20 protein-coding genes and 1 pseudogene are annotated in these 24075 nt (G+C 68.2%); 4 read left to right on the forward strand and 17 right to left on the reverse strand.

The annotated features are described in order from the left end of the window. Positions 1-9: 9 nt before the first annotated feature. From ACLV7J_RS01640 to ACLV7J_RS01655, 4 genes are all read right to left on the reverse strand, one after another. A complete protein-coding gene (locus ACLV7J_RS01640) occupies positions 10-588 on the reverse strand; it encodes a DUF3727 domain-containing protein (protein ID WP_411867376.1) in 579 nt (192 codons plus the stop codon). Positions 589-607: 19 nt separating this feature from the next. Further along, positions 608-1123 (reverse strand): Holliday junction resolvase RuvX, encoded by a 516-nt coding sequence (ruvX, locus tag ACLV7J_RS01645; RefSeq protein WP_411867377.1) that lies wholly within the window; start codon positions 1121-1123, stop codon positions 608-610. A gap of 4 nt (positions 1124-1127) precedes the next feature. After that, positions 1128-2258: a hypothetical protein gene (locus tag ACLV7J_RS01650; protein ID WP_411867378.1), complete on the reverse strand. Its 1131-nt coding sequence runs from the start codon at positions 2256-2258 to the stop codon at positions 1128-1130. 67 nt (positions 2259-2325) lie between these two features. Next, the gene (locus ACLV7J_RS01655; protein ID WP_411867379.1) at positions 2326-3501 is read right to left on the reverse strand and encodes a F420-0:Gamma-glutamyl ligase; all 1176 of its coding nucleotides are present in this window, start codon (positions 3499-3501) and stop codon (positions 2326-2328) included. A 134-nt stretch (positions 3502-3635) separates the two neighbouring features. Here ACLV7J_RS01655 and ACLV7J_RS01660 point away from each other — a divergent pair, with 134 nt between their 5' ends. Together ACLV7J_RS01660 and ACLV7J_RS01665 are read left to right on the forward strand one after the other, a co-directional pair. Further along, the gene (locus ACLV7J_RS01660; RefSeq protein WP_411867380.1) at positions 3636-5054 is read left to right on the forward strand and encodes a PhoH family protein; all 1419 of its coding nucleotides are present in this window, start codon (positions 3636-3638) and stop codon (positions 5052-5054) included. A 106-nt stretch (positions 5055-5160) separates the two neighbouring features. Further along, the gene (locus tag ACLV7J_RS01665; RefSeq protein WP_411867381.1) at positions 5161-6495 is read left to right on the forward strand and encodes a cation:proton antiporter; all 1335 of its coding nucleotides are present in this window, start codon (positions 5161-5163) and stop codon (positions 6493-6495) included. Here the strand turns inward: ACLV7J_RS01665 and ACLV7J_RS01670 are convergent. The 12 genes and pseudogenes from ACLV7J_RS01670 to ACLV7J_RS01725 all read right to left on the reverse strand — a co-directional run. Next, entirely contained in the window at positions 6474-6995 is a 522-nt protein-coding gene (locus ACLV7J_RS01670) for a hypothetical protein (RefSeq protein ID WP_411867382.1), read from the reverse strand. The two genes, ACLV7J_RS01665 and ACLV7J_RS01670, sit on opposite strands and share 22 nt — an antisense overlap. 185 nt (positions 6996-7180) lie before the next feature. Next, positions 7181-8290 (reverse strand): HD domain-containing phosphohydrolase, encoded by a 1110-nt coding sequence (locus ACLV7J_RS01675; RefSeq protein WP_411867383.1) that lies wholly within the window; start codon positions 8288-8290, stop codon positions 7181-7183. A 368-nt stretch (positions 8291-8658) separates the two neighbouring features. Continuing rightward, positions 8659-11433 (reverse strand): response regulator, encoded by a 2775-nt coding sequence (locus ACLV7J_RS01680; RefSeq protein ID WP_411867384.1) that lies wholly within the window; start codon positions 11431-11433, stop codon positions 8659-8661. Beyond that, positions 11418-12494: an ATP-binding SpoIIE family protein phosphatase gene (locus ACLV7J_RS01685; protein ID WP_411867385.1), complete on the reverse strand. Its 1077-nt coding sequence runs from the start codon at positions 12492-12494 to the stop codon at positions 11418-11420. The genes ACLV7J_RS01680 and ACLV7J_RS01685 overlap by 16 nt, the downstream gene beginning before the upstream one ends. After that, entirely contained in the window at positions 12484-12915 is a 432-nt protein-coding gene (locus ACLV7J_RS01690; protein WP_411867386.1) for an STAS domain-containing protein, read from the reverse strand. The genes ACLV7J_RS01685 and ACLV7J_RS01690 overlap by 11 nt, the downstream gene beginning before the upstream one ends. Position 12916: 1 nt before the next feature. Continuing rightward, a complete protein-coding gene (locus ACLV7J_RS01695; RefSeq protein ID WP_411867387.1) occupies positions 12917-14197 on the reverse strand; it encodes a PAS domain S-box protein in 1281 nt (426 codons plus the stop codon). Positions 14198-14260: 63 nt separating this feature from the next. After that, a complete protein-coding gene (gene fumC / locus ACLV7J_RS01700) occupies positions 14261-15643 on the reverse strand; it encodes a class II fumarate hydratase (RefSeq protein WP_411867388.1) in 1383 nt (460 codons plus the stop codon). Positions 15644-15786: 143 nt separating this feature from the next. After that, positions 15787-16359 (reverse strand): thylakoid membrane photosystem I accumulation factor, encoded by a 573-nt coding sequence (locus ACLV7J_RS01705; RefSeq protein ID WP_411867389.1) that lies wholly within the window; start codon positions 16357-16359, stop codon positions 15787-15789. A 67-nt stretch (positions 16360-16426) separates the two neighbouring features. Then, the gene (locus tag ACLV7J_RS01710; RefSeq protein WP_411867390.1) at positions 16427-18073 is read right to left on the reverse strand and encodes a DUF3685 domain-containing protein; all 1647 of its coding nucleotides are present in this window, start codon (positions 18071-18073) and stop codon (positions 16427-16429) included. 106 nt (positions 18074-18179) lie between these two features. Continuing rightward, positions 18180-18548, reverse strand: coding sequence for a Fur family transcriptional regulator (locus ACLV7J_RS01715; RefSeq protein WP_411867578.1), 369 nt, complete (start codon positions 18546-18548; stop codon positions 18180-18182). Between the two features lie 117 nt (positions 18549-18665). Then, positions 18666-19439 (reverse strand): 1-(5-phosphoribosyl)-5-[(5-phosphoribosylamino)methylideneamino]imidazole-4-carboxamide isomerase, encoded by a 774-nt coding sequence (gene hisA, locus ACLV7J_RS01720; RefSeq protein WP_411867579.1) that lies wholly within the window; start codon positions 19437-19439, stop codon positions 18666-18668. Positions 19440-19523: 84 nt separating this feature from the next. Next, positions 19524-19760 (reverse strand): annotated as a pseudogene (locus tag ACLV7J_RS01725) (TIGR02450 family Trp-rich protein); the annotation flags it as partial. A 153-nt stretch (positions 19761-19913) separates the two neighbouring features. Here ACLV7J_RS01725 and ACLV7J_RS01730 point away from each other — a divergent pair. Then, positions 19914-20846, forward strand: a complete 933-nt coding sequence (locus ACLV7J_RS01730) for an NAD-dependent epimerase/dehydratase family protein (RefSeq protein ID WP_411867580.1) — start codon at positions 19914-19916, stop codon at positions 20844-20846. A gap of 147 nt (positions 20847-20993) precedes the next feature. Continuing rightward, entirely contained in the window at positions 20994-23465 is a 2472-nt protein-coding gene (locus ACLV7J_RS01735; protein ID WP_411867391.1) for a putative bifunctional diguanylate cyclase/phosphodiesterase, read from the forward strand. Here the strand turns inward: ACLV7J_RS01735 and ACLV7J_RS01740 are convergent. Continuing rightward, the gene (locus ACLV7J_RS01740; protein ID WP_411867392.1) at positions 23436-23978 is read right to left on the reverse strand and encodes a CDP-alcohol phosphatidyltransferase family protein; all 543 of its coding nucleotides are present in this window, start codon (positions 23976-23978) and stop codon (positions 23436-23438) included. The two genes, ACLV7J_RS01735 and ACLV7J_RS01740, sit on opposite strands and share 30 nt — an antisense overlap. Positions 23979-24075 lie beyond the last annotated feature (97 nt).

A 24075-nucleotide genomic window follows, 5' to 3' on the forward strand; every position in this document is an offset into this window, starting at 1 on the left:
GGTGCAGCGTCAGTCGCCCGCCAACTCGCGTTCATCGAGTTCGGCCTCGATGCGGGGTTGGATCCGCTCGAATTCCTCACCCTCCACGACTACACCTTCCCCGTTTTCGATGCGGGCGACCACGAAGAAGGGATCGATAGGCACAAACAGCGCGTATTGCTCTTCTCCGACCCAGAATGGGCGGCCAAGCATTTCGTACAGGTCGCTTTCCTCTTCTTCGGTCTCGTCATCCTCAAAGGCCTCAGGATCGATCTCGTCAGGATCAGGCTCCTCCAGTTCGCCGCTCACCGTAAGGGTCACTGCCGAACGGATCAAAGTGAGATCTTCTTCCTGAAGGATCACGTCGGCAATCGAAAGGATCTCCTCTGCACCCTCAAGTTCGTCAATCGGCTCGTCTTGCTCGTCGTCGTCCTGGGCAAGACGTACCAAACAGACGGGGGTGTCCACCGGCGTCATCAGGCCGTAGTCGTGGCCGTCGAGGGGGATCAGCTGCTCGAGGAAACAGAGCAATCGACGGCCCTGGCCGTCGCGCACGAGCACCGTGGGCACATCGCCGGAGCCGGAGGTGGAGGGGCTGTCGGAGCTCATGGGGGAGAGGCAGATGCCCTCAGGATGCCTGGGCGCCGGACCCGGGGCCAAGCTCCGGTCCCCGACTGCCCACCGGAGCGGCCGGGACGGGTGCAGGGGCCAGGGCCTGGGGCTCGGGCCCCTCGGCCAGCCACTGCTCCAGCAGCAGGGCGGCGGCGGCACTGTCGAGGGCGCCGCTGCGGTCGCCGTGGAGGCCGTGGCGTTCGCCGGCGGCCCAGCTGCTGGCGTGCTCGTTCACGAAGGCCAGGGGCAGCCCCAGCTGGCGGGCGAGGCGCTCGCCATAGCGGCGGCAGTGTTCGGCCTGGTCCGTGGGCTGCTGGGCCGCATCCAGGGGCAGCCCCACCACCAGGGCCTCCACCCGGCGCCGCGCGATCAGGGGCTCCAGCACGGCCAGGTCGGCGGGGAAGCGGCCCCGGCGCAACGCAGCCAGCGGCGTGACGGTGAGCCCGAGGGGATCGCAGCCGGCCAGGCCGATGCGGCGGCGGCCCACGTCCAGGGCCAGCACCGAGCGCGGCCGGGGGTGGCGGGCGGCCACGGCGTCAGCGCCCCAGGGGCGTGGGCAGGGGCCGCTGGCGGGGCTGGAGCTGGCCGAGCACCGCGTCGAGGCGGCGGGCCACCGCCGCGCTGGGCTGGGGGGAATGGCGCCGCCAGACGCTGCGGGCCATCACCACCTCCTCGCCCTCGGGGGCCATGCCCAGGCTTTGCAGCCAGCGGCTGCGCTCGCTGTCGCCCATGTCGCTGCGGACGATCAGCTGCTCGCAGCCGGCGGCGCTGCGCTCCAGCAGCAGCTGCAGCGGCGCCCCCAGCAGGTGCTGCCAGCCCGGGTGCAGGGTGAGTTCCAGTTCCGGCAGGCCTCGACTGCCGGGCCGCAGGCGCCGGGCGCCGGCCACGGCCGTCTGGCGGGAGGCATCCACCAGCATCAGGCTGGGGCCCTGGCTCTGGTCGAGCAGATCCTCCACGCGCCGATCCAGCAGCTGGCGCAGCTGGGCCGGCAGGGCCGCCTGCTCCAGGTGCCACATCAGGCCGGCCGTGCGGCGGCTCAGGGGTTGCAGCTGCAGATCGGCCGGCAGGGCCTGCAGCTGCCGCTCCGCCTCACCGCCGCTGGGGCTGCCGCCGGGCTGGGGCTGCCAGCGCCAGAGGGTCTCGTGGCGCAGGGGCTGGAAGCCCTGCTGACGCAGCAGGGCCAGGCGGGCGTCGTCGCAGCTGGAGCTGGTGGCGATCCAGCTGGCGGCGCTGCGGCTGCGCTGGATCGCCTCGCGCACCAGGGCCGATTCCAGGGCCATGCGGCCCGCTTCAGCGGCGGCCAGCACGGCTTCGCTGCTGCGCAGGTGCAGCAGCTGCCAGCAGCTGCCGCTGCGGTTGAGCCGCTCGCTCACGATCAGCCCCAGGGGCCGCTGGGGATCGCGGTAGGCGACCAGCACCGTCGGTGCCAGGGCGCGGCGTGCCACGACGCTGCGCAGCAGCCACTCCGGTCCCTGCAGCAGCAGGGAGCGCTGGAGCAGCGGCTGAAGATCCAGAAAGGCGGGGTCGTGGAGCAGGGGCAGGTGCCAGCCCTGCAGGGGCTCGATCCGCAGCGGTGGCAGGGGGCCAGCGGCGGGCTCGCCGGCCGCCCCGCTGGCGGGGCCGGCCGATGGCTGGCTGCTGCTCGGGACCGCTCGGGTGGTCGACACGCTTGCGCTCGGCAGGGTTACGGCCCCGCTCGACAGGCCTCACCTCCATCGTATGGGGCCGGGCGGGCTATGGGCGCACCAGCACCAGCGGGGTGCGCTCGTTGGCGTTGCCGGCGGGGTTGGGCCTGAGGGCCCGCTGCAGCAGCTCCTCGTCCGTGCCGGGGCTGGCGGCCAGCACCTTCACCCGGCCCAGGTCGTTCACATCCACCACGGCCACGGCGACCCCGAGCTCGGCGGCGAGCTGGGCGCAGATGGCGGCGGGCTGCTCCGGGCCCAGCACGATCGTCTGGTCGTAGGGCGGTGTGGTGCCGGTGATGTCGTCGATCAGGCGGGCCTGATCCCCCGCCAGCCGGTAGAACCAGCCCTTGAGGCCCACCAGCTTGAGGCCGGTGCCCACCAGCCAGGCCACCAGCACCCGGGCCGGCCCCACCACATCGATCAGGCTCTGCAGGCCGCAGGCGGAGGCCAGGGAGCTGGTGGGGTGGAACACCCGGCAGAGCAGGCGCGCCAGGGCCGAGGGCTGCACCGTTTCCGGGTGGTGGTAGCGGCCCTGGATCACCGCCAGGGGCGTCTCGCCGATGGTGAGGATGTCGCCGGGCTGGAGCACGGCGCCGGCGTAGTGGCGCAGCACCTCGGCCGGATCGTCGAGCACGCCGAGCAGGTGGGTGCGGATCGGCAGCACCTGGCAGTGGTCGCCCGGGCGCCACTGGGCGTTGGCCGGGGTGGTGGCGGCGGGCCGGCGCAGGGGCACCAGCACCGCGTCGCGGCGCTGCAGCCGCCCGAAGGGCCCGTAGTTCATCCAGAGGATCTCCACCCAGAGGGTGTCGAGCAGCCCCTTGAGGTCCACCCCGGCGGGGGCCGTGATCTTCAGGCGCAGCTTGGCCTCGGTGCTCTTGCGCCCCTTGACGATGTAGGCGAACCAGTAGCCATCGGCCCGCGCCGGCTCATCCGGGTGGTTGGCGATGATCTCGCTGCTGATCTGCACGGCCTTGAGGTCACCGCGGCCCAGCAGGGTGGGCTTCACGCGGATCTCCGGCACGAACACCTCCATGCGGGGATGGGGGTTGGTGATGGTGAGCGTGCCCTTCACCAGCGCCCCGTCGTCCTGGCGCAGCACCTTCCAGGCGCCGGAGCGCAGCTGCAGGGGGGAGGCGGGCCGCAGGCGGTGGCGCAGCTCGAGCCAGAGCAGGCTCAGGCCGAACAGCAGCAGCGCGATCAGCAGAACGGAAAACAGCGGGGCCACGCCGGAGTTTCAGGGACCGCCGGAGCGTAGGCCGCGCCGCCGGTAGCGGCCCCGATTGCGGCGGTTGGTGGCGGCCTCGTTGCCGGCTGGATCAAGCGCCGTACGGTGCGAGTAACGCCGCCGGAGCGGGCCCCATGCGCAAGACCTACGTTCTCGATACGAACGTTCTTCTGCACGACCCCCAGGCCCTCACCCGCTTCCAGGACAACGCGATCGTGATCCCGATCGAGGTGGTGGAGGAGATCGACCGCTTCAAGCGCGATCCGGCCGAGAAGGGGCGCAACGCCCGCCAGGTGTCGCGGCTGCTGGATGCCCTGCGGGAGAAGGGCAACCTGGCCGACGGCGTGCCGATCGACGAGGACAGCGGCGGCACCCTGCAGGTGGTGTTCTGCCGGCGCGAGACCCTCGATCAGCTGCCCCCGGAACTCAAGGGCGGCAACGGCGACAACAACATCCTGGCGGTGGCGCTGGAGCAGCTGCGCCAGGGGGTGATCGGCGGCGATAAGCAGCCGGTGGTGCTGGTCACCAAGGACACGAACTTGCGCATCAAGGCCGATGCGGTGGGCCTGATCGCCCAGGACTACACCACCGACAAGGTGACGATCGCCGACCTCTACCCCGGGGTGTGCGATCTGCCGGTGAGTGCCCAGCAGATGGAGGCGATCAAGGGGGAGGGCGGCCTGCCCCTCGCCGAGGTCCAGGCGGCGCTGGAGGCCACGGGCCTCTCCCTGCAGGCCAACGAGGGCGTGACCCTGGTGGATGTGTTGCAGCCGGGCCACACGCTGCTGGCCCGCTACGACGCGAAGCGCGGTTCCCTGGTGCCGCTGCAGCGGGTGCAGCGGGCGCGGCTGGGGCGGATCAGCGCCCGCAACCGCGAGCAGACCTTCGCCCTGGACCTGCTGCTGGATCCGGCGATCCAGCTGCTCACGCTGGTGGGCAAGGCCGGCACCGGCAAGACCCTCCTGGCCCTGGCGGCCGGCCTGCACCAGGTGGCCGATGAGCACCTCTACGACCGGCTGCTGGTGACCCGGCCGGTGATCTCCCTGGGCAAGGAGATCGGCTTTCTGCCCGGCACCCTCGAGGAGAAGATGGGCCCCTGGATGCAGCCGATCGTCGACAACCTCGACTTCCTGCTGGGCCGCAGCTCGGAGGAGGAGGGCCGCGCCTCGAGCCGCAGCGGCAGTGCTGGCCGGCCGGCGGGCCACCGCCCGCCCCGCAGCAACTGGACGGATCTCAAGGGCATGGGCCTGCTGGAAGTGGAGGCGATCAGCTACATCCGCGGCCGCTCGATTCCGCGCCAGTTCATGGTGGTGGACGAGGCCCAGAACCTCACCCCCCATGAGGTGAAGACGATCGTGACGCGGGTGGGCGAAGGCACCAAGATCGTGCTCACCGGTGATCCCTACCAGATCGACAATCCCTACGTGGACGCCGAGAGCAATGGCCTCACCTGGCTGGTGGAGCGCTTCAAGGGCCAGACCCTCGCCGGCCACGTGACCCTGGTGCGCGGCGAGCGCTCCGAACTGGCGGAGCTGGCGGCCAACCTGCTCTGAGCGCCCTGGCGGGAGCGCTGCCGGATCGGCGCTGGCGGCGCGATGCCGAGGGCTGGCGGCCCCTGGCCGTTGCGCCTACGGTCCGCAGACTTCAAGCGCTGGGTGCATGCAGGTTCTTCCCCTACTGCTGCTCGAGCTGGGCGGCCACAGCGTGGAGGTGGCCCACACCCTGATCGAGGTGGGGCGCTTCGCCCTGATCGTTCTGGCGGCCCGCGCCCTGGCCGAGCTGATGGTGCGGCTGCAGCTGCCCACGATCCTGGGGGAGCTGCTGGCGGGCGTGCTGATCGGTCTCTCGGGCCTGCACCTGATCCTGCCCCCCGACCTAGGGGCCCAGCTCAACGGTGCCCTGGTGGCGGCGGTGGCGGGCCTGTCCCACCTGGCGCCGGATCAGGTGAGCGCCCTCTACAACGACAGCTTCGCCAACCTGCAGTCGGTCGCGCGCCTCGGTCTCTACGCGCTGCTGTTCCTCACGGGCCTGGAGTGTGAGCTGGAGGGGCTGATCGCCGTGGCGGCCCAGGCCGTCGGCGTGGCGCTCACCGGGGTGCTGCTGCCCCTGGCCCTGGGCACCGCCGGGCTGCACCTGCTGTTCCATGTGCCGCTGCTGCCGGCCCTGTTCGCCGGTGCCGCCATGACCGCCACCAGCATCGGCATCACCGCCAGCGTGTTCGGGGAGCTGGGGGTGCTCAAGAGCCGCGAGGGCCAGATCGTGATCGGTGCCGCCGTGCTCGATGACATCCTCGGCATCGTGATTCTCGCGGTGGTGGTGTCCCTGGCGGCGGGGGGCAGCATCAGCGCCGGCCCGATCCTGCAGTTGCTGGCGGCCGCCGCCGTGTTCGTGGCGGTGTCGCTGCTGCTGAGCCGCAAGGCCGCACCGCTGTTCGATGGTCTGCTCGATCGGCTGAAGGCCCCGGGCGAGGCGGTGGCGGTGGCCTTCCTGGTGCTGTGCCTCGGCTGTTTCGCCGCCCAGGCCATCGGCCTGGAGGCGGCCCTGGGGGCCTTCGCCGCCGGACTGGTGCTGAGCAACTCCCGCCATGCCCACGCCATCGAGGCGGCGATCCAGCCGTTGGTGGCCCTGTTCGCCACCGTGTTCTTCGTGCTGATCGGCACCACCATGGATCTGGCGGTGCTCAACCCGCTCGAGCCGGCCAACCGCGAGGGCCTGGTGGTGGCGGCCTTCCTGCTGGGGATCGCCGTGGTCACTAAGCTGGCGGCGGGCTTCAGCTACCGCTCCGCCGAGCCCACGAACCGCTGGCTGGTGGGGCTCGGCATGATGCCGCGGGGGGAGGTGGGCCTGATCTTCCTGGGCCTTGGCAGCCAGGCGGGCCTGCTCAACCCGGCGCTGGAGGCGGCGATCCTGATCATGGTGATCGGCACCACCTTCCTGGCGCCGGTGCTGCTGCGGCTGGTGCTGAGCCCGGCTCAGCCGGCCGCCACCGGCTGACAGCTCCCATCCATCATCACCTCCCCCGGCTGGCCCCCCTTGGTGAGGGCCTGCTCCTGGAAGGTGAGGCGATGGCGGTCGATCGTGGTGCGGTGCTCCACGTCGTGACGACGGTCGAAATGCACCACCACCGGGGCCGCCGTGGCAGGGATGCCCAGCTCCCGCCGCTCTTTACTGCCGACCCCCATCCCATCCTCATCGCCGTCATCGTCGGCGAGGTGGAAGCTGTTCGACTCCTTCTCCAGGAACGTGATCCGATCGCGGGACGTCTCAACCGGCAGGGTCTGCCCATCGGCGAAGCGCACCTGATCCTGGCCTCGGCCCACGGTGACCCGGAAATTGATCAGTCCCTTGGGATCGTCCCGGTGGCGACAGATCAGCGACTGGGGACCCACGGGGTCCCAGCTCCTCACGGCCAGAACGACGAGAGCGACGCCAGCGGTGATCAGCAGCAGGCCGGGCTTGCTGATCCTGAACTGCCACGGATCCGGGATGGCCATGCTGATCCTGCGGTCCGTCGCCCATGCTGGTCCGGCCGGACGGCGCCTGGCAACCCCAGTGGTGGGCTTGGTGATCTCCGCTGGGCAGGCCGTTCGGGTGCACGGAGCAGGCCACATCCAACGGCCCCCTGCCTCACACCGGCTGCCGGGGCCCACCCTGGGCGCCCAGTCAGCCGATCAGGGTTCTAAGGCTGGGGAACATGATCCTGATACTGAGCACGAATGGCCTGAAACTGATCGGAGAGGGCGAGGAACGCACTCACCACAGCAGGATCAAAGTGACTGCCGCCCCCCTTCATGATGATGGCGCTGGCTTCATCGTGGGAAAACGCACGCTTGTAGACGCGCTCACTGATCAGGGCGTCATAGACATCGGCCAGTGCCATCAGGCGTGCTGCCAACGGGATCGTCTCGCCGCTCAGGCCCTGGGGATAGCCACTCCCATCCCACTTCTCATGGTGACAGTAGGCAATGTCCTTGGCGGTGACCAGAAACGAACTCGGTGAATTCAGGGCTTCTTCCGCCTGCTCAATCGTGAGTTTGCCGAGAGTGGTGTGGGTCTTCATGATGTCAAACTCCTCCACAGTCAGGCCGGCTGGCTTCAGAAGGATGGAGTCTGGTATTCCGACCTTGCCGATATCATGCAGTGGCGCAGACTTGTAGAGGATCTCAATCTGTTCGTCCGAGAGTTCAGCCGCGTGGGCCGGGCTTGATTGGAGGTGCTTGGCCAGGGCGCGGACGTATTGCTGGGTTCGCTTGATGTGGGCACCCGTTTCGTTATCCCTGGTTTCTGCCAGTGAGGCCATGGCCAGGATGGTGGTGTCCTGAACCGCCTCCACCTCAGCCGTCCTCCTGATCACTTCGGAGGTGAGGTAGGTGTTGTTGTCCTTGAGGACATCCCGGGCGCGTTTCAGTTCAACGTGGGTGGCAACCCGAGCACGGAGGATGGAGGGAGAGATCGGCTTGGTAATGTAATCAACACAGCCGCATGAAAATCCCATCTCCTCGTCATGGGTCTCGGTGCGGGAGGTGAGAAAGATGATGGGGATATCCTGAAGGTCCGGGTCTTCCTTCAGGATCCTGCAGACCTCGTAGCCATCTGTTCCTTCCATGATGATGTCCAGAAGGATCAGGTCTGGCAGGGGTTGCTGTCTGATGCTGCGCAGTGCCGCGCTGCCACTCGTCGCCATGCGAATGTGATAATTCTCCTTCAACAGACTGTTGATCTGTTGCAGGCTTTCGCGGGCGTCGTCAACGGCGACGACCAGTGGCTTGGTGGAGGAACTCTGGGTCATGCCTGGCGGGTCTCGGGATCTTGATTTGTTCTGTAGCCTCTGGGTGAATGTCTTCGCGGAAGGGATTCAGTAGGGCCTCTCCGTTGTGGATTGCCTCGTGCTGCACTTCTCATCGTTTTCCGCCCGTGTTGGTTGCATCTGGGGAAAGCCATCCTGGATCTGCTGGTGAAGGCCGTGTGGTGCTGGGGAAGACAGCAACAGCAATGGATCTTTTTTCTACTTTCAGGCTATCCAGCCTGGAGGCTGTCTGAGAGGCCTGCAGGTCGCCCGTCGGTGCACGTGATACAAAACCTCATGCTGCCAGGGGCCGCTTGCGGCGGGTCGACGCCTCCATGCCCACTCGATGCCCCGAGTGGCCAGCGGTGCGTTCAGACGGTGCCTCCCAGGGCGGGTTGCAGGGTGGCGAGGGCCGCTTCGAATTCCAGATCATCGAGCTGTCTGTGGAGTTGGGTATACACCTGATCTCCCAGAATCTGTTGCAACAGGGTCTGCTCCCGCGCGGCGAGCTCGATGGCTTCGCCGTCACCGCAGTCGATCAGGCCGGCCAGGGTGTGGAGCAGGTCTCTGTGGGTGTCGGCCAGGTCCTGGTCTGGAGCGGCCTCTGCAGGGCTGGGTGTGGGTGGATTCGTCTGACCGCTCCTTGCCAGCTCCGGCTGGTGCAGGGCTGCATCGAGCCATTGCAGCGTGGAGGTCAGGCACTGGTTGAACGTCTGCTGAGCTGTGTCTGTCGGTGCACGCTCCCGCAGAGCGTGCTCCAGGGCATCGGCGCTGCTGTGCAGCGCCATGACACCAAGATTGCCCGCCACCCCCTTGATCGTGTGCACCAGCCGCTCCGCCGTGGCGTGATCCCCGCTCGCGAGGGCCTGCTCCACCTGCTCGACGGCAGTTCTCTGGGTGGTGGCGAAACTGTTCAACAGCTTCAGATACAGCGATTCGTCCCCAGCTGTCCGCCGCAGTGCACCGGCCACGTCCACACCGGCCTCCCGGAGGGCGTCCAGAGGCTTGGCCCCCGGGTTCGCGGCTGAGGGGGCATCCAGGCTGGGTCCTGCTGGTGCCGCTGCCGCTGCTGCCGCTGCTGCTGCGGGCGCCGCTGCCGGTGCCGGTGATGGCGCTGGGCCCTCGGGCTTGTAGGCCGTCAAGGCCTGATAGAGCCGATCGGGGTCGATCGGTTTGGTCAGATGATCCTGCATGCCAGCGACCAGGCAGCGATCCCGTTCCTCGGCAAAGGCATGGGCTGTCATCGCCAGAATCGGAAGATCGTGCCAGCGGCTTTCCGAGCGGATTCTGTGGGTGGCTTCCCATCCATCCATCACCGGCATGGCCAGATCCATCAGCACCACATGGAAGGGAGATGGCGTGCGTTCAAGCTCTTCCAGGGCCTCAAGACCATTCTGGGCGACAACAACCTGGCCGCCGACGGCCCGGATCAGTTCGACGGCGATCAGCTGATTGATCTCGTTGTCTTCCACCAGCAGCACCCGCAGCCCCTCCAGGTTCCAGCGGCTGCTGTCGTGGCCCGCTGCCGGCTTCTCCGCCTTGGATGCGTCTCCCTGGGTGATTCTTGCCAGGGCCTTGCGAAGGGCGCTGCCGGTGACGGGCTTTGTGAGAAATCCCTCAATGGCTGTGTCGGGATGGTCTCGCAGGGCCTGGTCTTTGTCAAAGCCCGTCACCATGATCACGGGTGGGTAGTGTTGCTTCAGCCTGCGTTCCAATTCTTCCGCCGTGCTGCAGCCATCCAGGCCTGGCATCATCCAGTCCATGAAGATCACATCGTAGGGATTCCCCTGTTCCACGGCCGAGAGCACCATCGGGATGGCCTCCTCCCCCGAGGTGGCCGTCTCAATCCGGGGACACAGCTCGCTGAGACGATCCTCCAGCACCGACCGGGCCACAGGGTTGTCATCCACCAGCAGCATCCGCCAGTTCTGCAGCACCTCCAGGTTGCCGTCTGCCTGCCGGTTCGCTTCCGGCGCCATCCCCAGCCAGGCCAGGCCATGGAAGGTGCTTCCCACTCCCGTATCACTGCTCACCGACAGTCCTCCGCCCATCAGCTCCAGCAAGCGTCGACTGATCGTGAGCCCCAGACCCGTTCCTCCATGGGTACGGGTTGTGGAGGATTCCGCCTGGGTGAAGGCCTGAAACAGTCGTGTGATCTGTTCTGCGGACATCCCGATGCCCGTATCCCGCACGTCGATGGCCAGCTTGATCCTGTCCTCCTTGCTGTCAGCCACCCAGATGTGGATGTCAATCAGGCCCGTTTCCGTGAACTTGATCGCGTTCGTGATCAGGTTGATCAGGACCTGTTTGAGCCTCAGGGAGTCGCCCCTGAGTGAGGTTGGCACGCCTTGCTCAACGTGATAGGAGATCTCGAGGCTCTTTTCCTCTGCCTTGAAGGCCACGATGTTCGAGATCTCCTCGAGAATCTGATCCAGTTCAAAGGTCGCCTCTTCGAGCTCAACCTTGCCGGCTTCAATCTTGGAGAAATCAAGGATGTCGTTGATGATGCCCAGCAGGTGAATGCCTGCATTGTGAACCTTCGAGATATAATCCTCCTGTTTTTCGGATAGTTCTGTTCTCAGCGCCAGATGGGAGAGGCCAATGATGGCATTCATTGGTGTGCGCAGCTCATGGCTCATCTTTGCCAGGAACTCAGACTTCGCTCGGGTTGCTTCTTCGGCCTGCAGAATCGAATCCTTCAGCTGTTCATTCATGAGGCCGGTCTGTCGAAACAGTTCCTCCCTGGATTGCTCCTGAAGGATCGCTGCAGCCTCGTTGATCCGTTCTTCCGGTATTGACGGCTCTGGGAGGGGCAACCTCAGGATCTGTTCGGTCGATCCATCGTCCGTGGTGGCCGTCTCCAGTCGAACCAGGCGGATCGGACAGCGAGGCAACTGACAGGCCCAATCCGTCTGCAGCCGCAGGGTGAGAGCAGGCTGCTCAGGCTTCTGCTCCAGCTCCACGCCCACATGAATCGGATGCAGCTCGGACACCAGCGGCGACCATTCCCCTACCCAGGCCAGACAGGCTTTGATCGGTAGGTCGGCGTCCAACACCTGCAGCACACGATGCAGCTTGCTGCGCAGCAGAAAGCAGGAGCTCTCGTCCCACACGTCCAGCGATCCCAGGGCTACGGATGCAGGCATCTCACAATCAGGCAGGAGGCGTCGTCGTGGTTCTTGCCGGCATCCCGCAGGATCATGTCGCTGAAGTCCTGGGCTTTCATGCCTGGCCTGTAGAGGTCCCAGAGGTGTCGAGAGGTCGATTCGGAGATGCCGTCTGATGTCATCACCACCATGTCTCCCGGATGGATGTCGACCTCCTGAATGAACGCTGATCGCATTCTCTGGCCGATGATTCCATCCCTGCTGACTCCTCGCCATCGCTGGTGCCCCAGCAGCCAGATGCTGATGTTTCCCACGCCAGAAAAGAGCAGTTTGTGCCGGGTCTGATCCAGCAGGGCCAGGCCGATCGCTGCTCCACGGCTTCCGCGGTGCTCCTGGTGCACTCTTTCTAGGATCTGCCCGATCCCCGCGCCACCGTGCTGCTCAACCGTTTGCTGCATCTCGCAGGCCAGGGCGTGGGCCTCCGACCCATGCCCCGACACATCAATCAGGCCAGCGAGCAGGCCATCGGGATGGTTCACGAGAACGCTGATATCCCCGCTGACGCGCTCTCCCTGGATCGGTCTGATGGAGAGGCCAACGTCGTAATGCTCCAGATTCAGCTTGGCGGCTTCAGCGGCCTGCCCATGGCGAACAAGTTGTCTGGCTTTGATCGGTTCTCCATCCAGCCACTTATTCGCCACAATTCTGGTGCCCTCACCCTCGGTTGTCTCGATCGCCATGTTGGTCATCATGCGATTGACGGCGGGGAGGCCCATGCCCAGGGTTCCTGAGGTGCTGAAGTGATCCGTCATGGCCTTCTCCACATCGTCGATTCCCTTGCCCCGATCCACGGCTGAGACCTGAATGGCGTCGTGGCCGTGATCCATGGTGCGCTGAACCCGAATGGTTCCTTTGCCGGCGTATTTCAGGATGTTCGTCCCCAGTTCGGAGACTACGGTGGCAATCAGAACCCTGTCCTGTTCGCTGAGATCCGCCATGAAGGGCAGTCTGCGGGTCATGGCCACGGCGCCATACAGGCTGGTGATGCTCACGATCTGGAAGGCGGCGGCCTTCTGTTCAGCCTCAACGTCAGCGGCCATGGCTGCTGGCCCCTTCCGCTGAGAAGTGCTGCATGGCATCCTCAATGCCCAGGAAGAACCTGATCTCAGGGTGTATGGCTTCTGACTCCGCAAGATAGAGAACCACTTCTCGACAAAGATTCGAGATGGCTACCTGCGGCCCCAGCAGGTGCAGGGAAAGCAGCATGGAATAGATGCGCTCATATTCGCTATGGCTGAGCAACTGCACCGTGGAAAAATCCAGCACAACAGCCTTGGGCCTGTCCTTGGCGACTTTCTCTCCCAGCAGGGTGGTGAGATCCCGGAACTGGTCTGAATCCAGATCGGGCTGCATGGTCACCAGCAGTATGCCCTGCACTTTTGTGATGGAGATGCCTGAGTTGTGGCTTTCCCTCATGCTGCCTCCATCCTTCTTGCTTGCGTCTGCATCGTTGCGGCCCAAATCACCGCACGCTCAGGGCTGTGCCCTTCTCCTCCTGTCGCGACTGGCCGATGCGGGTCCCCAGGCTGGCCAGGGCCGTTTCGAAGGCGTCCCGGAGGGTGGCCGTCGTGCGGATCTCCCCCACATTCACCCCGAGTTCCACGATGGTGCGGGCGATGGCTGGGGAGAGTCCGGAGATGATGGCCTCACAGCCCATCAGCTGGGTGGCCTTGGTGATCTTGATCAGCTGGTTGGCCACGGCCGTGTCCACGGTGGCCACACCGCTGATGTCCAGCACGAAGATGCGTGCCCGCGTCTGGGAGATCATCTCCAGCGACTTCGTCATGATGGAGGCGGCACGGGTCGAATCGAGAATGCCCACCAGGGGCAGCAGCAGGATCTGATCCCAGATCGGCGTGACTGGGGTGGAGAGTTCCTGGATGGCGAGATCCATTTCCTTTCTGGCCCGTTCCGCCTCGTTGGCCTTGGCGAGCTCGATTTCCAGTTCCTTGGCCTTGTGGGAGGCTTCGAGGGCTTGCTCCAGTTCATCGGCCTGGTGAACAGCTGTGGTGATGTCGTAGGCGAACTTGACGATTTTGACGACCTCACCATCCGGACTGAGAATGGGCGCATAAGTGGCCTGCAGCCAGATTTCTTCTCCTGTCTTGCTGAATCGTTTGTACCTCCCCTCCATGGACTCACCGGCTCCTAGTCTGCGCCAGTGCTCCGCATACTCTTCTGAGTGGGCGTACTCCCGCCCCACGAACAGGCTGTGGTGCTGGCCGGTGATCTCCGACAGGGAGTAGCCGGTGAGGTTGAGAAAGTTCTGGTTGGCCGAGATGATGGTTCCGTCCTTCTGGAACTCGATCACGGCCATCGCCCGCTCGATGCCGGCGATCATTCCGGCGTTGTAGGTGGCGATCAGCTTGCTGGCGGTGACGTCTGAGGCCACCTTGACAATCTTCACGGGCTGGCCGGAGCTGTCTGTTGCCAGCATGTAGGTGCCTTGCAGCCAGATTTCGCGCCCACCCTTGCCGAACCTCTTGAATTCGGCTGTTGTGCTTTTGCCGCTGGCAAGGCTTTTCCAGAATTCTTGATACTCTTCCGACTGGGCGTAGCCGGGATCGACAAAAATCCTGTGGTGTTTGCCGACCACGTCCCCCAGTTCGTAGCCCATGATCTCCAGAAATCTCTGGTTGGCGGAGAGGATCTCGCCATCCAGAGAGAAGGTGGCAATGGCAAGCGATTCGGAGATCGCCCCCATCAGCTGCTTCGCCTCTTCTGTCGCCATGCCCTTGGCCATGGTTGCTCCGCCAGTTGTCAGGCGTTCAGGACCTTCCCTGGCAACCTAGCCACGCTGGCCAGATCACACCATTTGCTGGGGCTGCACCCACTGGTCGAAGTCCGCGGCGCTGATCTCGCCGAGCACCAGGGCGGCCTCCTTGAGGCTGAGCTGGTGGTTGTGGGCGTGCTTGGCGATGGCGCTGGCCCGGTCGTAGCCGATGGCGGGGGTGAGCGCCGTCACCAGCATCAGGCTCTGATCCAGCAGCGTCTCGATGCGGGCCTCATTGGCCTGCAGACCCTCGATGCAGTGTTCCCGGAAGGTGCGGCAGGCGCCGGCCAGCAGTTCGATGCTTTCCAGCACGTTGTGGGCGATCACGGGCTTGAACACGTTCAGCTCGAAATTGCCCTGGCAGGCGGCCAGTTGTACGGCGGTGTTGTTGCCCATCACCTGAACGGCCACCATTGTGAGGCTCTCGCACTGGGTGGGATTCACCTTGCCCGGCATGATCGAAGACCCCGGTTCGTTCTCCGGCAGCACCAGTTCGCCCAGGCCGCAGCGGGGGCCGCTGCCCAGCCAGCGGATGTCGTTGGCGATCTTCATCAGGCTGCCGGCAAGCACCGTGAGGGCGCCATGGGCCATCGCCAGCCCCTCGTGGCCGGCCAGGGCCTGGAACTTGTTGGGGGCGCTGCTGAAGGCCGTGCCCAGCCGCTCCCCCAGCCGTTTCGCCACCAGCTCGCCGAAGCCCTTTGGGGCATTGAGGCCCGTGCCCACCGCCGTGCCGCCGATGGCCAGCTCGCGCACGGCCGGCAGGCTGGCGTCGATCGCGTCGAGCCCCAGGCGCAGCTGGGCCACGTATCCCCCGAACTCCTGGCCCAGGCTCAGGGGCACCGCATCCTGCAGGTGGGTGCGCCCGATCTTGATGATCTCCGCATAGGCCGTGGCCTTGGCCTGCAGGGCCCCCATCAGCCCCTGCAGCGCAGGGATCAGCTGGCGCTCCAGCTCCAGCACCACCGCCACGTGCATGGCCGCCGGGAAGGTGTCGTTGCTCGACTGGCTCAGGTTCACATGGTCGTTGGGGTGCACCGGCCGCTTGCTGCCGAGCTCGCCGCCGAGGGCCTCGATCGCCCGGTTGGCGATCACCTCGTTGGCGTTCATGTTGCTCTGGGTGCCCGAGCCCGTCTGCCACACCTTGAGCGGGAATTCGGCATCCAGGGTGCCGGCGGCCACCTCCTCGGCGGCGGCCACGATCGCCTTGCACAGCTCAGGGTCGAGCTTGCCCAGATCGCGGTTCACCTCGGCGCAGGCGGCCTTGAGCTGGCCGAAGGCATGCACCACCGGCAGCGGCATGCGCTGGCCGAAGGGGAAGTTGTGGATCGAGCGCTCGGTCTGGGCGCCCCAGTAGTGCTGCGCCGGCACCGCCACGGCGCCGAGGCTGTCGGTTTCGATCCGGGTGGCAGGGCTCATGGCGGGCGGGGCGCGGCGGGGCGCCGTGGGGGTCAGCGGCTGAGGTGGCGCGGTGGTGGTGGTGCCGTTGGGCGCCGGGTGGGGCCGGCTGGTGTGACGTGGCGCCGACGGTCACCTGGAGATCGCGCCACTCGAGAACACCATCAATTCGAAAACACGATCTCGCTGTTCAGCTCGTTCACCTCGCGGCTGACGCTGGCCTTGGAGTCGCCCTGGGGCTTGAGGCCCGTCACCGTGGTGAGGGCGGCGTTGATGGCGTTGATGTCCACCGGCCCGGTGGCGTCGAGCACCGGCTTCCCATCGGTGCCGAACACCAGCACCTGGGGAATGACGCCCTTCCAGTAGTGGCCCGGCTCGCCGGGGCCGGGGTCTGGGCGGCCCTGCAGCGGGTCGGTGGTCACCAGGATCAGCTCGACGCTGCGGCCCCAGAGGCGCTGCAGCTCGTTGAACACCACGGCGTTCTGCTTGCTCACCGCGGCGTCGTCGAGGAAGTAGGCCAGCACCACCGGTCGGTGCTCGGCCAGGGCGTCAGCCAGGTTGCTGCGGGGGGGCACCAGCGAGCCGTTGCCGGCGTAGAGGGCATAGATGTTGCCGTCGTAGCTGTTGGTGTCGCGGGCGGCCCAGGCCGGGGCCGCGGGCAGGGCCCAGCACAGCACCAGGGCGAGGGCGACGCCGAGGGCACGGACCAGAGGGCGAACCAGGAAACCGGGGATCAACGGGCCGAGCCGGAGGGTGGGGCCATTGTGACGCGCGGCCGTCGGGGACTGGGCTGGGGGGCTGGGCTCAGCTGCGGCCGAAGCTGCGGCCCATCCCCTGGGCGATGCCCCGGCCGATCAGGCCGATGGCCCGGCCGATCACCTGGGTGAGCACCACCACCACCAGATCCCCGAGGCGGCGCAGGGCGCCGTGCACCTGGGGGGCCAGGGCGTCGCGGGCCTCCAGGGCCAGGGTCACCAGCTGCTGCAGCCAGCCCAGCTGGCGCAGTTCCGCGTCGCGGGGTTCGGTGAGCTGCACGGTCACGATCGTGCCGCCCTCCAGCCGGTAGAGCTGCCGCTGGCTCTCGTAGAGCTGCACGGGCCGCTCGAACAGGCCGCTCCAGCGCTGCTGGCTATTGAGCTGGTTGCGCAGCCGCTCCAGGTTGCGGGTGGCCAGCAGATCCGCGCAGAGCAGGTAGCGGCGCAGCTCCGGCCAGGTGCTGCAGCAGGCCAGCAGTTCGGCGCTGATCAGCTCGGCGCTGCGGATCAACCAGTTGGCGATCAGCGCCTCCAGCTGTAGCAGGGCCAGGGGCTCATCGGGCGCCAGCAGCCGCCCGTCCACCAGCAGCGGCTGGGCCAGTACCAGGGCCGCCAGCATCGGCAGCGGTGCCGGCAGCTCCGGATCGCTGAGCTGCAGATCGGCGCTGGCGGTGAGGGTGTCGGCCACCGGCAGCAGGCTGCCCTCCTGGGGCAGCTGCACGTATTCCCCCGCCATGGCCCGCAGGGCCAGGCGGCGCAGATCCGGCTGCAGCTGCAGCCAGCGCTCCTGCAGCTCCTCGCCCCGCAGCTGCTCCTGGCGCAGCCGCAGCACCAGCAGATCCAGCTGGCTGATCAGGGCCAGCAGCAGGTCGCGGCGGTGGGCGGGGCTGAGGCCCTCGAGGGCCAGCAGCTGGCCGCTGGCGTTGGTGAGCTCGCCGCTGCTGGCTGCCACCAGCCGCTCCTGGATCGCCTGCCACACGCCCTCCGCCGTGCGCTGGCGCAGGGTGATGGCGGTGCTGGAGGCGGTGGGCGGCAGGGGCAGGGGAGCCGCGGGGGCCGGGTCGGGCAGGGTCTCGGGCCAGGCCATCGCGATCGGGCCCCACAGCCACAGCAGCAGGCGCCGGGCCACCGCCAGCTCCCGCAGTCGCCCCCGCAGCAGCAGCCGGGCCAGGCCGCCGCGATCGGCCAGCTCCAGCCACTGGTGGCAGCGCCGTCGCTCGGCCTCGATCTGGGCCAGGCCGCTCTGCAGCAGCCACTGGCCCAGGCCCACGGCCCCTGGCAGGGGCTCGGCGTCCGCCGTGGCGCGCGGACCCGCCAGCGGTCGCAGCTCCACCACACGCCCGCCCGCCAGCAGCGTGGCGACGGCCCGGGTCAGTTCCTCCGGTTCCCCCTGCTGCAGCAGACCCTCCACCGGCAGCTGCAGCAGCCAGGTGCTGGGGTAGGGGGCATCGGCGGCCAGCAACAGCAGCAGGCAGCTGCCGGGCCAGCGGCCCCGCAGCTGCTCCAGTTCCCGCAGCAGGGTGGGGGCCGGCAGGGTGGCGGCCACATCCCACACCACCAGGGCCGGGGTGCCCTCCAGGTCTTCCAGGCGTGAGGCGAGTCGGTAGCCGGCGCTGCCGAGCAGGCCGCTCAGGCCCTCGCGCACCAGCGGTTCGGCGAGCAGCAGCAGCTGGGGTGAGGCCGGGGCCTGGGGCACGGTGGGCTGCGGGAGGGAATCGCTGGCGCCCAAGGTAACGAGGCCGCTGCCATTTCTCCAGACGGCGGGCCAGCGGGGCGCTTGGCTGCCGCCGGTCCGGGCGGGCTCAGCCGCCGGTGCGGGGGCGGCCGCTCAGGTGCAGGGTGTAGCTCTCGATCGTGAAGCCGGTCAGGTCCTCGATCCGGGAAATCAGGTCGGGGGGAAGCTCCACATCCAGGTCCTGGATGGCGCCCGACTCCACGCAGGTGAGGTGGCTGTGGGGGTCGCTGCGGTAGCCGTAGAGGCGACCGCTGGCGCGATCGAGGCACTCGATCACGCCGGCGCTCTGTAGGGCCTCCAGGTTCTGGTACACGGAGGTGTGGCCGATGTTGCGGCCCTGGGCGTTGAGCTTCTCGAAGATGTCGCGGGCGCTGAGGTGGGCCTTCTCCGACCACAGCAGATCCAGCACCATGCGCCGCTGGCGGCTCAGGCGCATGCCCAGTTCACGGCAGCGCAGGTAGGCGATGTCGGCAGTGCTGGTCGCTGGACTGCCGGACGTGGCGCTGCCGGCAGCCGAGGGCAGGTGGGTGGCGGGCACGATGCTGCCGTCTCTTTACACCGTTATAGAACCGCTAGGCGGAATGACTGCGTCCTGGAGCCGCTCGGGCCCCACGGCGGCGATCGCCTCGGCCAGGTCCACGGCGCCGTCGTAGAGGGCCCGGCCCACGATCACCCCCTCCACCCCCAGGGGCGCGATCGACAGCAGGGAGAGAATGTCCTCCAGGCTGCCGATGCCGCCGGAGGCGATCACCGGGATGCGGCTGGCCTCGGCCATGGCCCGCAGCGCCGCCAGGTTGGGGCCCGCCAGGGTGCCGTCGGTGGCGATGTCGGTGCTGATGATCGCCGCCACGCCGGCGTCCTCGACGCTCTTCGCCAGCTCGGTGGCCTGCACGGTGCTGGTCTCGATCCAGCCGCGGGTGGCCACCAGGCCGTCCTTGGCGTCGATGCCCACCACGATCCGGCCCGGGTGCCGCGAGGCCAGCTGCCGCACCAGCTCGGGCTGCTCGATCGCCACCGTGCCCAGGATCACCCGGTCGAGGCCGCAGGCCAGCAGCTCCTCGGCCCGCTCCAGGCTGCGCACGCCGCCCCCCAGCTGCACGGGAATGGTCAGGGCTGCGGTGATCGCCTTCACCACCGCATCGTTGACGGGCTGGCCGGTCTTGGCGCCATCGAGATCCACCAGGTGCAGGCGCTGGGCCCCCTGGCGCTGCCAGTCCAGGGCCTGGGCCAGGGGGTCGTCGCTGAAGCGGGTCACCTGCCCGTAATCCCCCTGGTGCAGCCGCACGCACTGGCCGCCGAGCAGGTCGATGGCGGGGATGATCTGCATGGGGATCGCTTGGCTGGATCCATCTTGAAGGCCCGTTGCCGGCGCTCCCTCGGGCTCCAGGCCAGCGAGGCGCTGCCAGCCCGGCTGCCAGAGGCGGCGATCGCGCAGCTCCGCCAGGGGCACCAGCACGCGGAAGCCCTTCTCCAGCACCGCCTCCAGCTCCACGGCCCGCTCGCCGCCGCGCCCCCGATGGCCCAGCAGCCGGAAGTGGCGGTAGCCGCCCGTGGTCTCGAGGGCGGGCGGTTGGGCGGTCCAGGCGTTGCCGAGGCGCACGGGCATGGCCTCAGTTCTCCCCCAGCAAGCCCTGGCTGCGCAGCCCATCGACCTCCCGGTCGGCCGGCTCGGCGATGCCCAGCCGCTTGAGGGTGTTGAGGGAGCGCAGCAGCTCGCCGAAGCGCGACATCGAACCAGGTGGGCAGATCGCCCCACTGTGGGCCGGCGGCTTGAATGGCGCCCAGTTCCTCAAGGGCCGGCGTGAAGATCCTGGTGATGGGCGGTACCCGCTTCGTGGGCAAGCCCCTGGTGGCGCGGCTGCTGGCGGAGGGCCACGACCTCACCCTGTTCACCCGTGGCCGCAACCCGGTGCCCGCCGGCGTGGAGCACCTCCAGGGTGACCGCGGCAGCGCCGAGGGCCTGGCCGCCCTGGCGGGGCGCCAGTTCGATGTGATCGTCGACAGCTCCGGCCGCAACCTGGAGGATTCGCGCGCGGTGCTGGAGCGCACCGGCGCGCCGTCGCACCGCTTCGTGTATGTGAGCTCCGCCGGCGTCTACGCCGACAGCGACCTGTGGCCCCTCAGCGAAGACTCCCCCACCGACCCCAAGAGCCGCCACAGCGGCAAGCTCGACACCGAGGCCTGGTTGCACGCCGAGAAGATCCCCTTCACCAGCTTCCGGCCCACCTACATCGTGGGGGCGGGCAACTACAACCCGGTGGAGAGCTGGTTCTTTGATCGGATCGTGAACGGCCGCCCTGTGCCCCTGCCGGGCGACGGCAGCACCATCACCCAGCTGGGCCATGTGGCCGACCTGGCCGAGGCCATGGCCCTGTGCATCGGCGTGGAGGCGGCCGCCAACCGCATCTACAACTGCAGCAGCGTGCAGGGCATCACCTTCCGCGGTCTGGTGCACGCGGCCGCGCGGGCCTGCGGCAAGGACCCGGCGGCGGTGGAGATCCGCAGCTTCGATCCGGCCGGCCTCGATCCCAAGGCCCGCAAGGCCTTCCCGCTGCGGCTGGCCCACTTCCTCACCGATGTGACGCGGGTGCAGCGGGAGCTGGCCTGGACCCCCCGCTACGACGTGGAGCGCTCCCTGGCCGACAGCTACGCCAACGACTACGCGCGCCGGGAACCCACGGCGGTGGACTTCAGCGGCGACGCGGCGTTGCTGGCAACGGTCACAGTCAATTGAGTGGTCGGCCGTCAAACCGAGAAATCGGTACGATCCAACCATGTGAACGGTTGAATCTTGGCGGCAGCTGCGCTCAGCGCCCTCCGCTCCTGGGGGAAGGAAGAGCGCCTCGTTCTGGGTGTGCGTCCGCTGCGGGTCAGATTGGCCGTGGCGGGTGCGGTGCTGCTGCCGCTGCTGGCTCTTGTGGGCCGTGCCCGGCTCCTGGAGGCCAACGAGACCCTGCGCACCGAGCGGCGTGAGCCCCTGGCCGTGGTGCTCTCCTCCCTCACAGACGCCAACCGCGATGCGCGGGACTGGGGCCAGTGGGATCAGATGCGCGACTACGTGGAGCAGCCCGAGCCCACGGTGCTGCCCGAGGCCATCGAGCCCACCTCCGTGCTGGAGATCGGCCGCGTCATGGCCGTGGTGCACGACAGCGGCCGCGTGCTGTTCATCCGCGGTGGCGACGGCGATCTGGGCGCCCTGCACCGCTCGCTGCTGGCCTGTGCCCGCCCCAACCTGACTGCGCTCCGCGCCGTGAATCAGGTGCGCCTGCTGGCCTGCCGGGATGGTGCTGGCCGCGACTTCCTCGGCGCGGCCACCCGAGTGACCAACAGCGCCAGGACGGCGGTCTCCCCGGCCGTGCTGATGTTCTTCGTGCCCCTGCACCACCTGGAGCTTGGCCCCGCCATCAACGCCCAGGTGCGCCGACTCGCCAGGGATTTCGTGTGGGTGTCCTCCGGGCCGGCCCCGGGGGCGTCGGCCCCCGATCGTGACGCCGGGCTGGAGCCGCTCGGCTTCCCAGCGCCGGTCTACGGCCCCGGGGGACAGCAGCTGATGTTGCGCCACCCGTCGGCCCTGGGGCCCGCCCTGACCCTGCTGCAGCGGGATCTGGCCCTGGCGGCGCTGATTCTTGCCGCGGTGCTCGGCCTGCGCCTGGCGGTGATGTTGCAGCGCCGCCGCTCCCGGCTCGTGCAGCGCCAGGTGGAGCGCCGCGGCAACAGTCGTGTGCGTCAGCTGGGCGCCGAGCTCGAAGCCCTGCTCGGCGGCACGGGCATCACCCAGCTGGCCGCCAGTCGCTCCGATCAGGTGTTGGCCCGGCTGATGGGGGGCCATGGGACGGCCGCACTGGACAGCGGCGGCGACCAAGCGGCCGTGGTCGGCTTCGAGCAGCGGATGCAGCGGCTGGCCAGCCGGTGCCAGGACGTGCTGGAGCGGGCCTGGTCCCTCGCCCTGCTCGATCCCCTCACCGGCCTGCCCAACCGGCGCTACTTCATCGAACACCTGCAGTTGCAGCTGGAGCAGTGGCGTGGCCGGGCGGCCGCTGCCGACTCGTCAGGCCCGGAGGCTCCGGCCGCCAGGGACTCCGCCGGAACGGTTCCCTTTGCGGTGGTTCTGATCGACATCGATCGCTTCAAGATCATCAACGACAGCTATGGCCACCGCACCGGCGATGCGGTGCTCAAGGCCGTGGCCCTGCGCCTCCAGCAGCTCATCACCCCCGCCGACTTTCTGGCCCGTTATGGCGCCGATGAACTGGCCATCTGGGTGGATCTGAGCCGGGAGGACGACCAGTCGCCCCAGGGCCTGCGCCTGGCGCTGCAGGGGCGGGCCGATGCCCTGGCCGGCGCCTTCCGCTTGCCCCTGAATCTGGAGGTTCTGGACCTCACGGTGAGCATCAGCCTCGGCGTTCACCTGCTCGCCACGGCCCAGGACGACGGCAGTGAGGCCCTCAAGTGCGCCAACCTGGCGATGGTGCGGGCCAAGGCGAAGCGCCACAGCGCCGTGGTCGTGTTCGACCCCGAGCAGGACGTGAGCGATCTCACCAGCTATCAGGTCTATCTGGACCTGATTGCGGCGATCCGCGGCGACGACGACCAGCTGCAGGTGCTGTTCCAGCCCATCTTCGGGACCACCGGAGAAGTGCGTGCCGTGGAGGCCCTGGCCCGCTGGACCCACCCCACCAGGGGGCCGATCTCCCCGGACATCTTCCTGGCCCTGGCGGAGCAGCACCGGGCCATGGCGGATCTGGGGGAGGCGCTGCTGCGGCTCACGCTGGCGAGCTTTGCGCCCATCCACCGCCGCAACCCGGCCATCCGCCTCGCCCTCAACCTGCACCCCACGCAGCTCTCCGAGGCGTCGCTGGTGCGGCGTCTGATGGATCGGCTCGATCAGGTCGGCATCGCCGCGTCCTGCCTCACGGTGGAGCTCACCGAGCAGGCCCTGCTGGAGCCCGAGCCGTCGGTGAGCGCCAACCTGGAGCTGCTGCGCCAGCACGGCATCGCCCTCTCCCTCGACGACTTCGGCACCGGCTATTCCTCGCTGGTGCTGGTGGGCAGCCTGCGGCCCGATGAGGTGAAGATCGATCGCTCCTTCAGCCAGGCGATGCTCGCCAACGCCTACGCGGCCCAGACCGTGTCGCTGATCGCCAGCATGGCCAGCAGCCTCGATCTGGCCCTGGTGGCCGAAGGGGTCGACAGTGCGGAGGTGCTCCAGGCCCTGATGGCCCTGGGGGTGCGGCGCTTCCAGGGCTTCCTGCTGGCGCGGCCGATGCCGGTGGCCGAGCTGATCGACCGCCTCGACGGCCGTGGCTTCGACTTCCCCGTTGCCTCAGCGCTGGCGCAGGTATCCCAGGGCTGAGCTGAGGGCCAGCAGCAGCGACGGCCAGAACAGCAGCCAGCCCAACCCGTGCAGCAGCCCCACCAGGGCTGTGGTGCCGAGGGTGAGGGTGCCGCCCCAGCCGCTGGGCCAGAGCAGCAGCAGCAGCGCAGCGAACTGCAGGATCGTCTTGGCCTTGCCGCTCCAGGAGGCGGGCCCGCCGCTGCCCTGGCCGGCCCGCCAGCCCGAGATCAGCAGCTCCCGGGCCAGCAGCAGCCACACCGCCCAGAGGGGCAGGCTGCCCTGGGCCGCCAGCCAGAGCAGCGGCGCGCTGATCAGGATCTTGTCGGTGAGGGGATCGAGCCGCGCCCCCCACACCGAGCCGCCGCCGGCCCGGCGGGCCAGCCAGCCGTCGGCGGCGTCACTGACGCCCCCCAGCAGCAGCAGCCACCAGGCCAGGCCCTGCCAGCCGGCCGCCAGGGCCAGCAGCAGGGGCAGGCCCAGCACGGCCCGTCCGATGGTGAGGGCATCGGCGCTGCGGCGGCTGATCGACATCGGGGTTCGGAACGGCGAGGACAGGGGCGGGCCCGGCCGCGCTGCCAAGGGGGAACGGCAACAGGGCCTTGCGACGCCCATTCTTTCGCCCACCCCG

Origin of the sequence: Vulcanococcus limneticus LL, assembly GCF_943369875.1 — a bacterium.
Lineage (GTDB): Bacteria > Cyanobacteriota > Cyanobacteriia > PCC-6307 > Cyanobiaceae > Vulcanococcus > Vulcanococcus limneticus_A.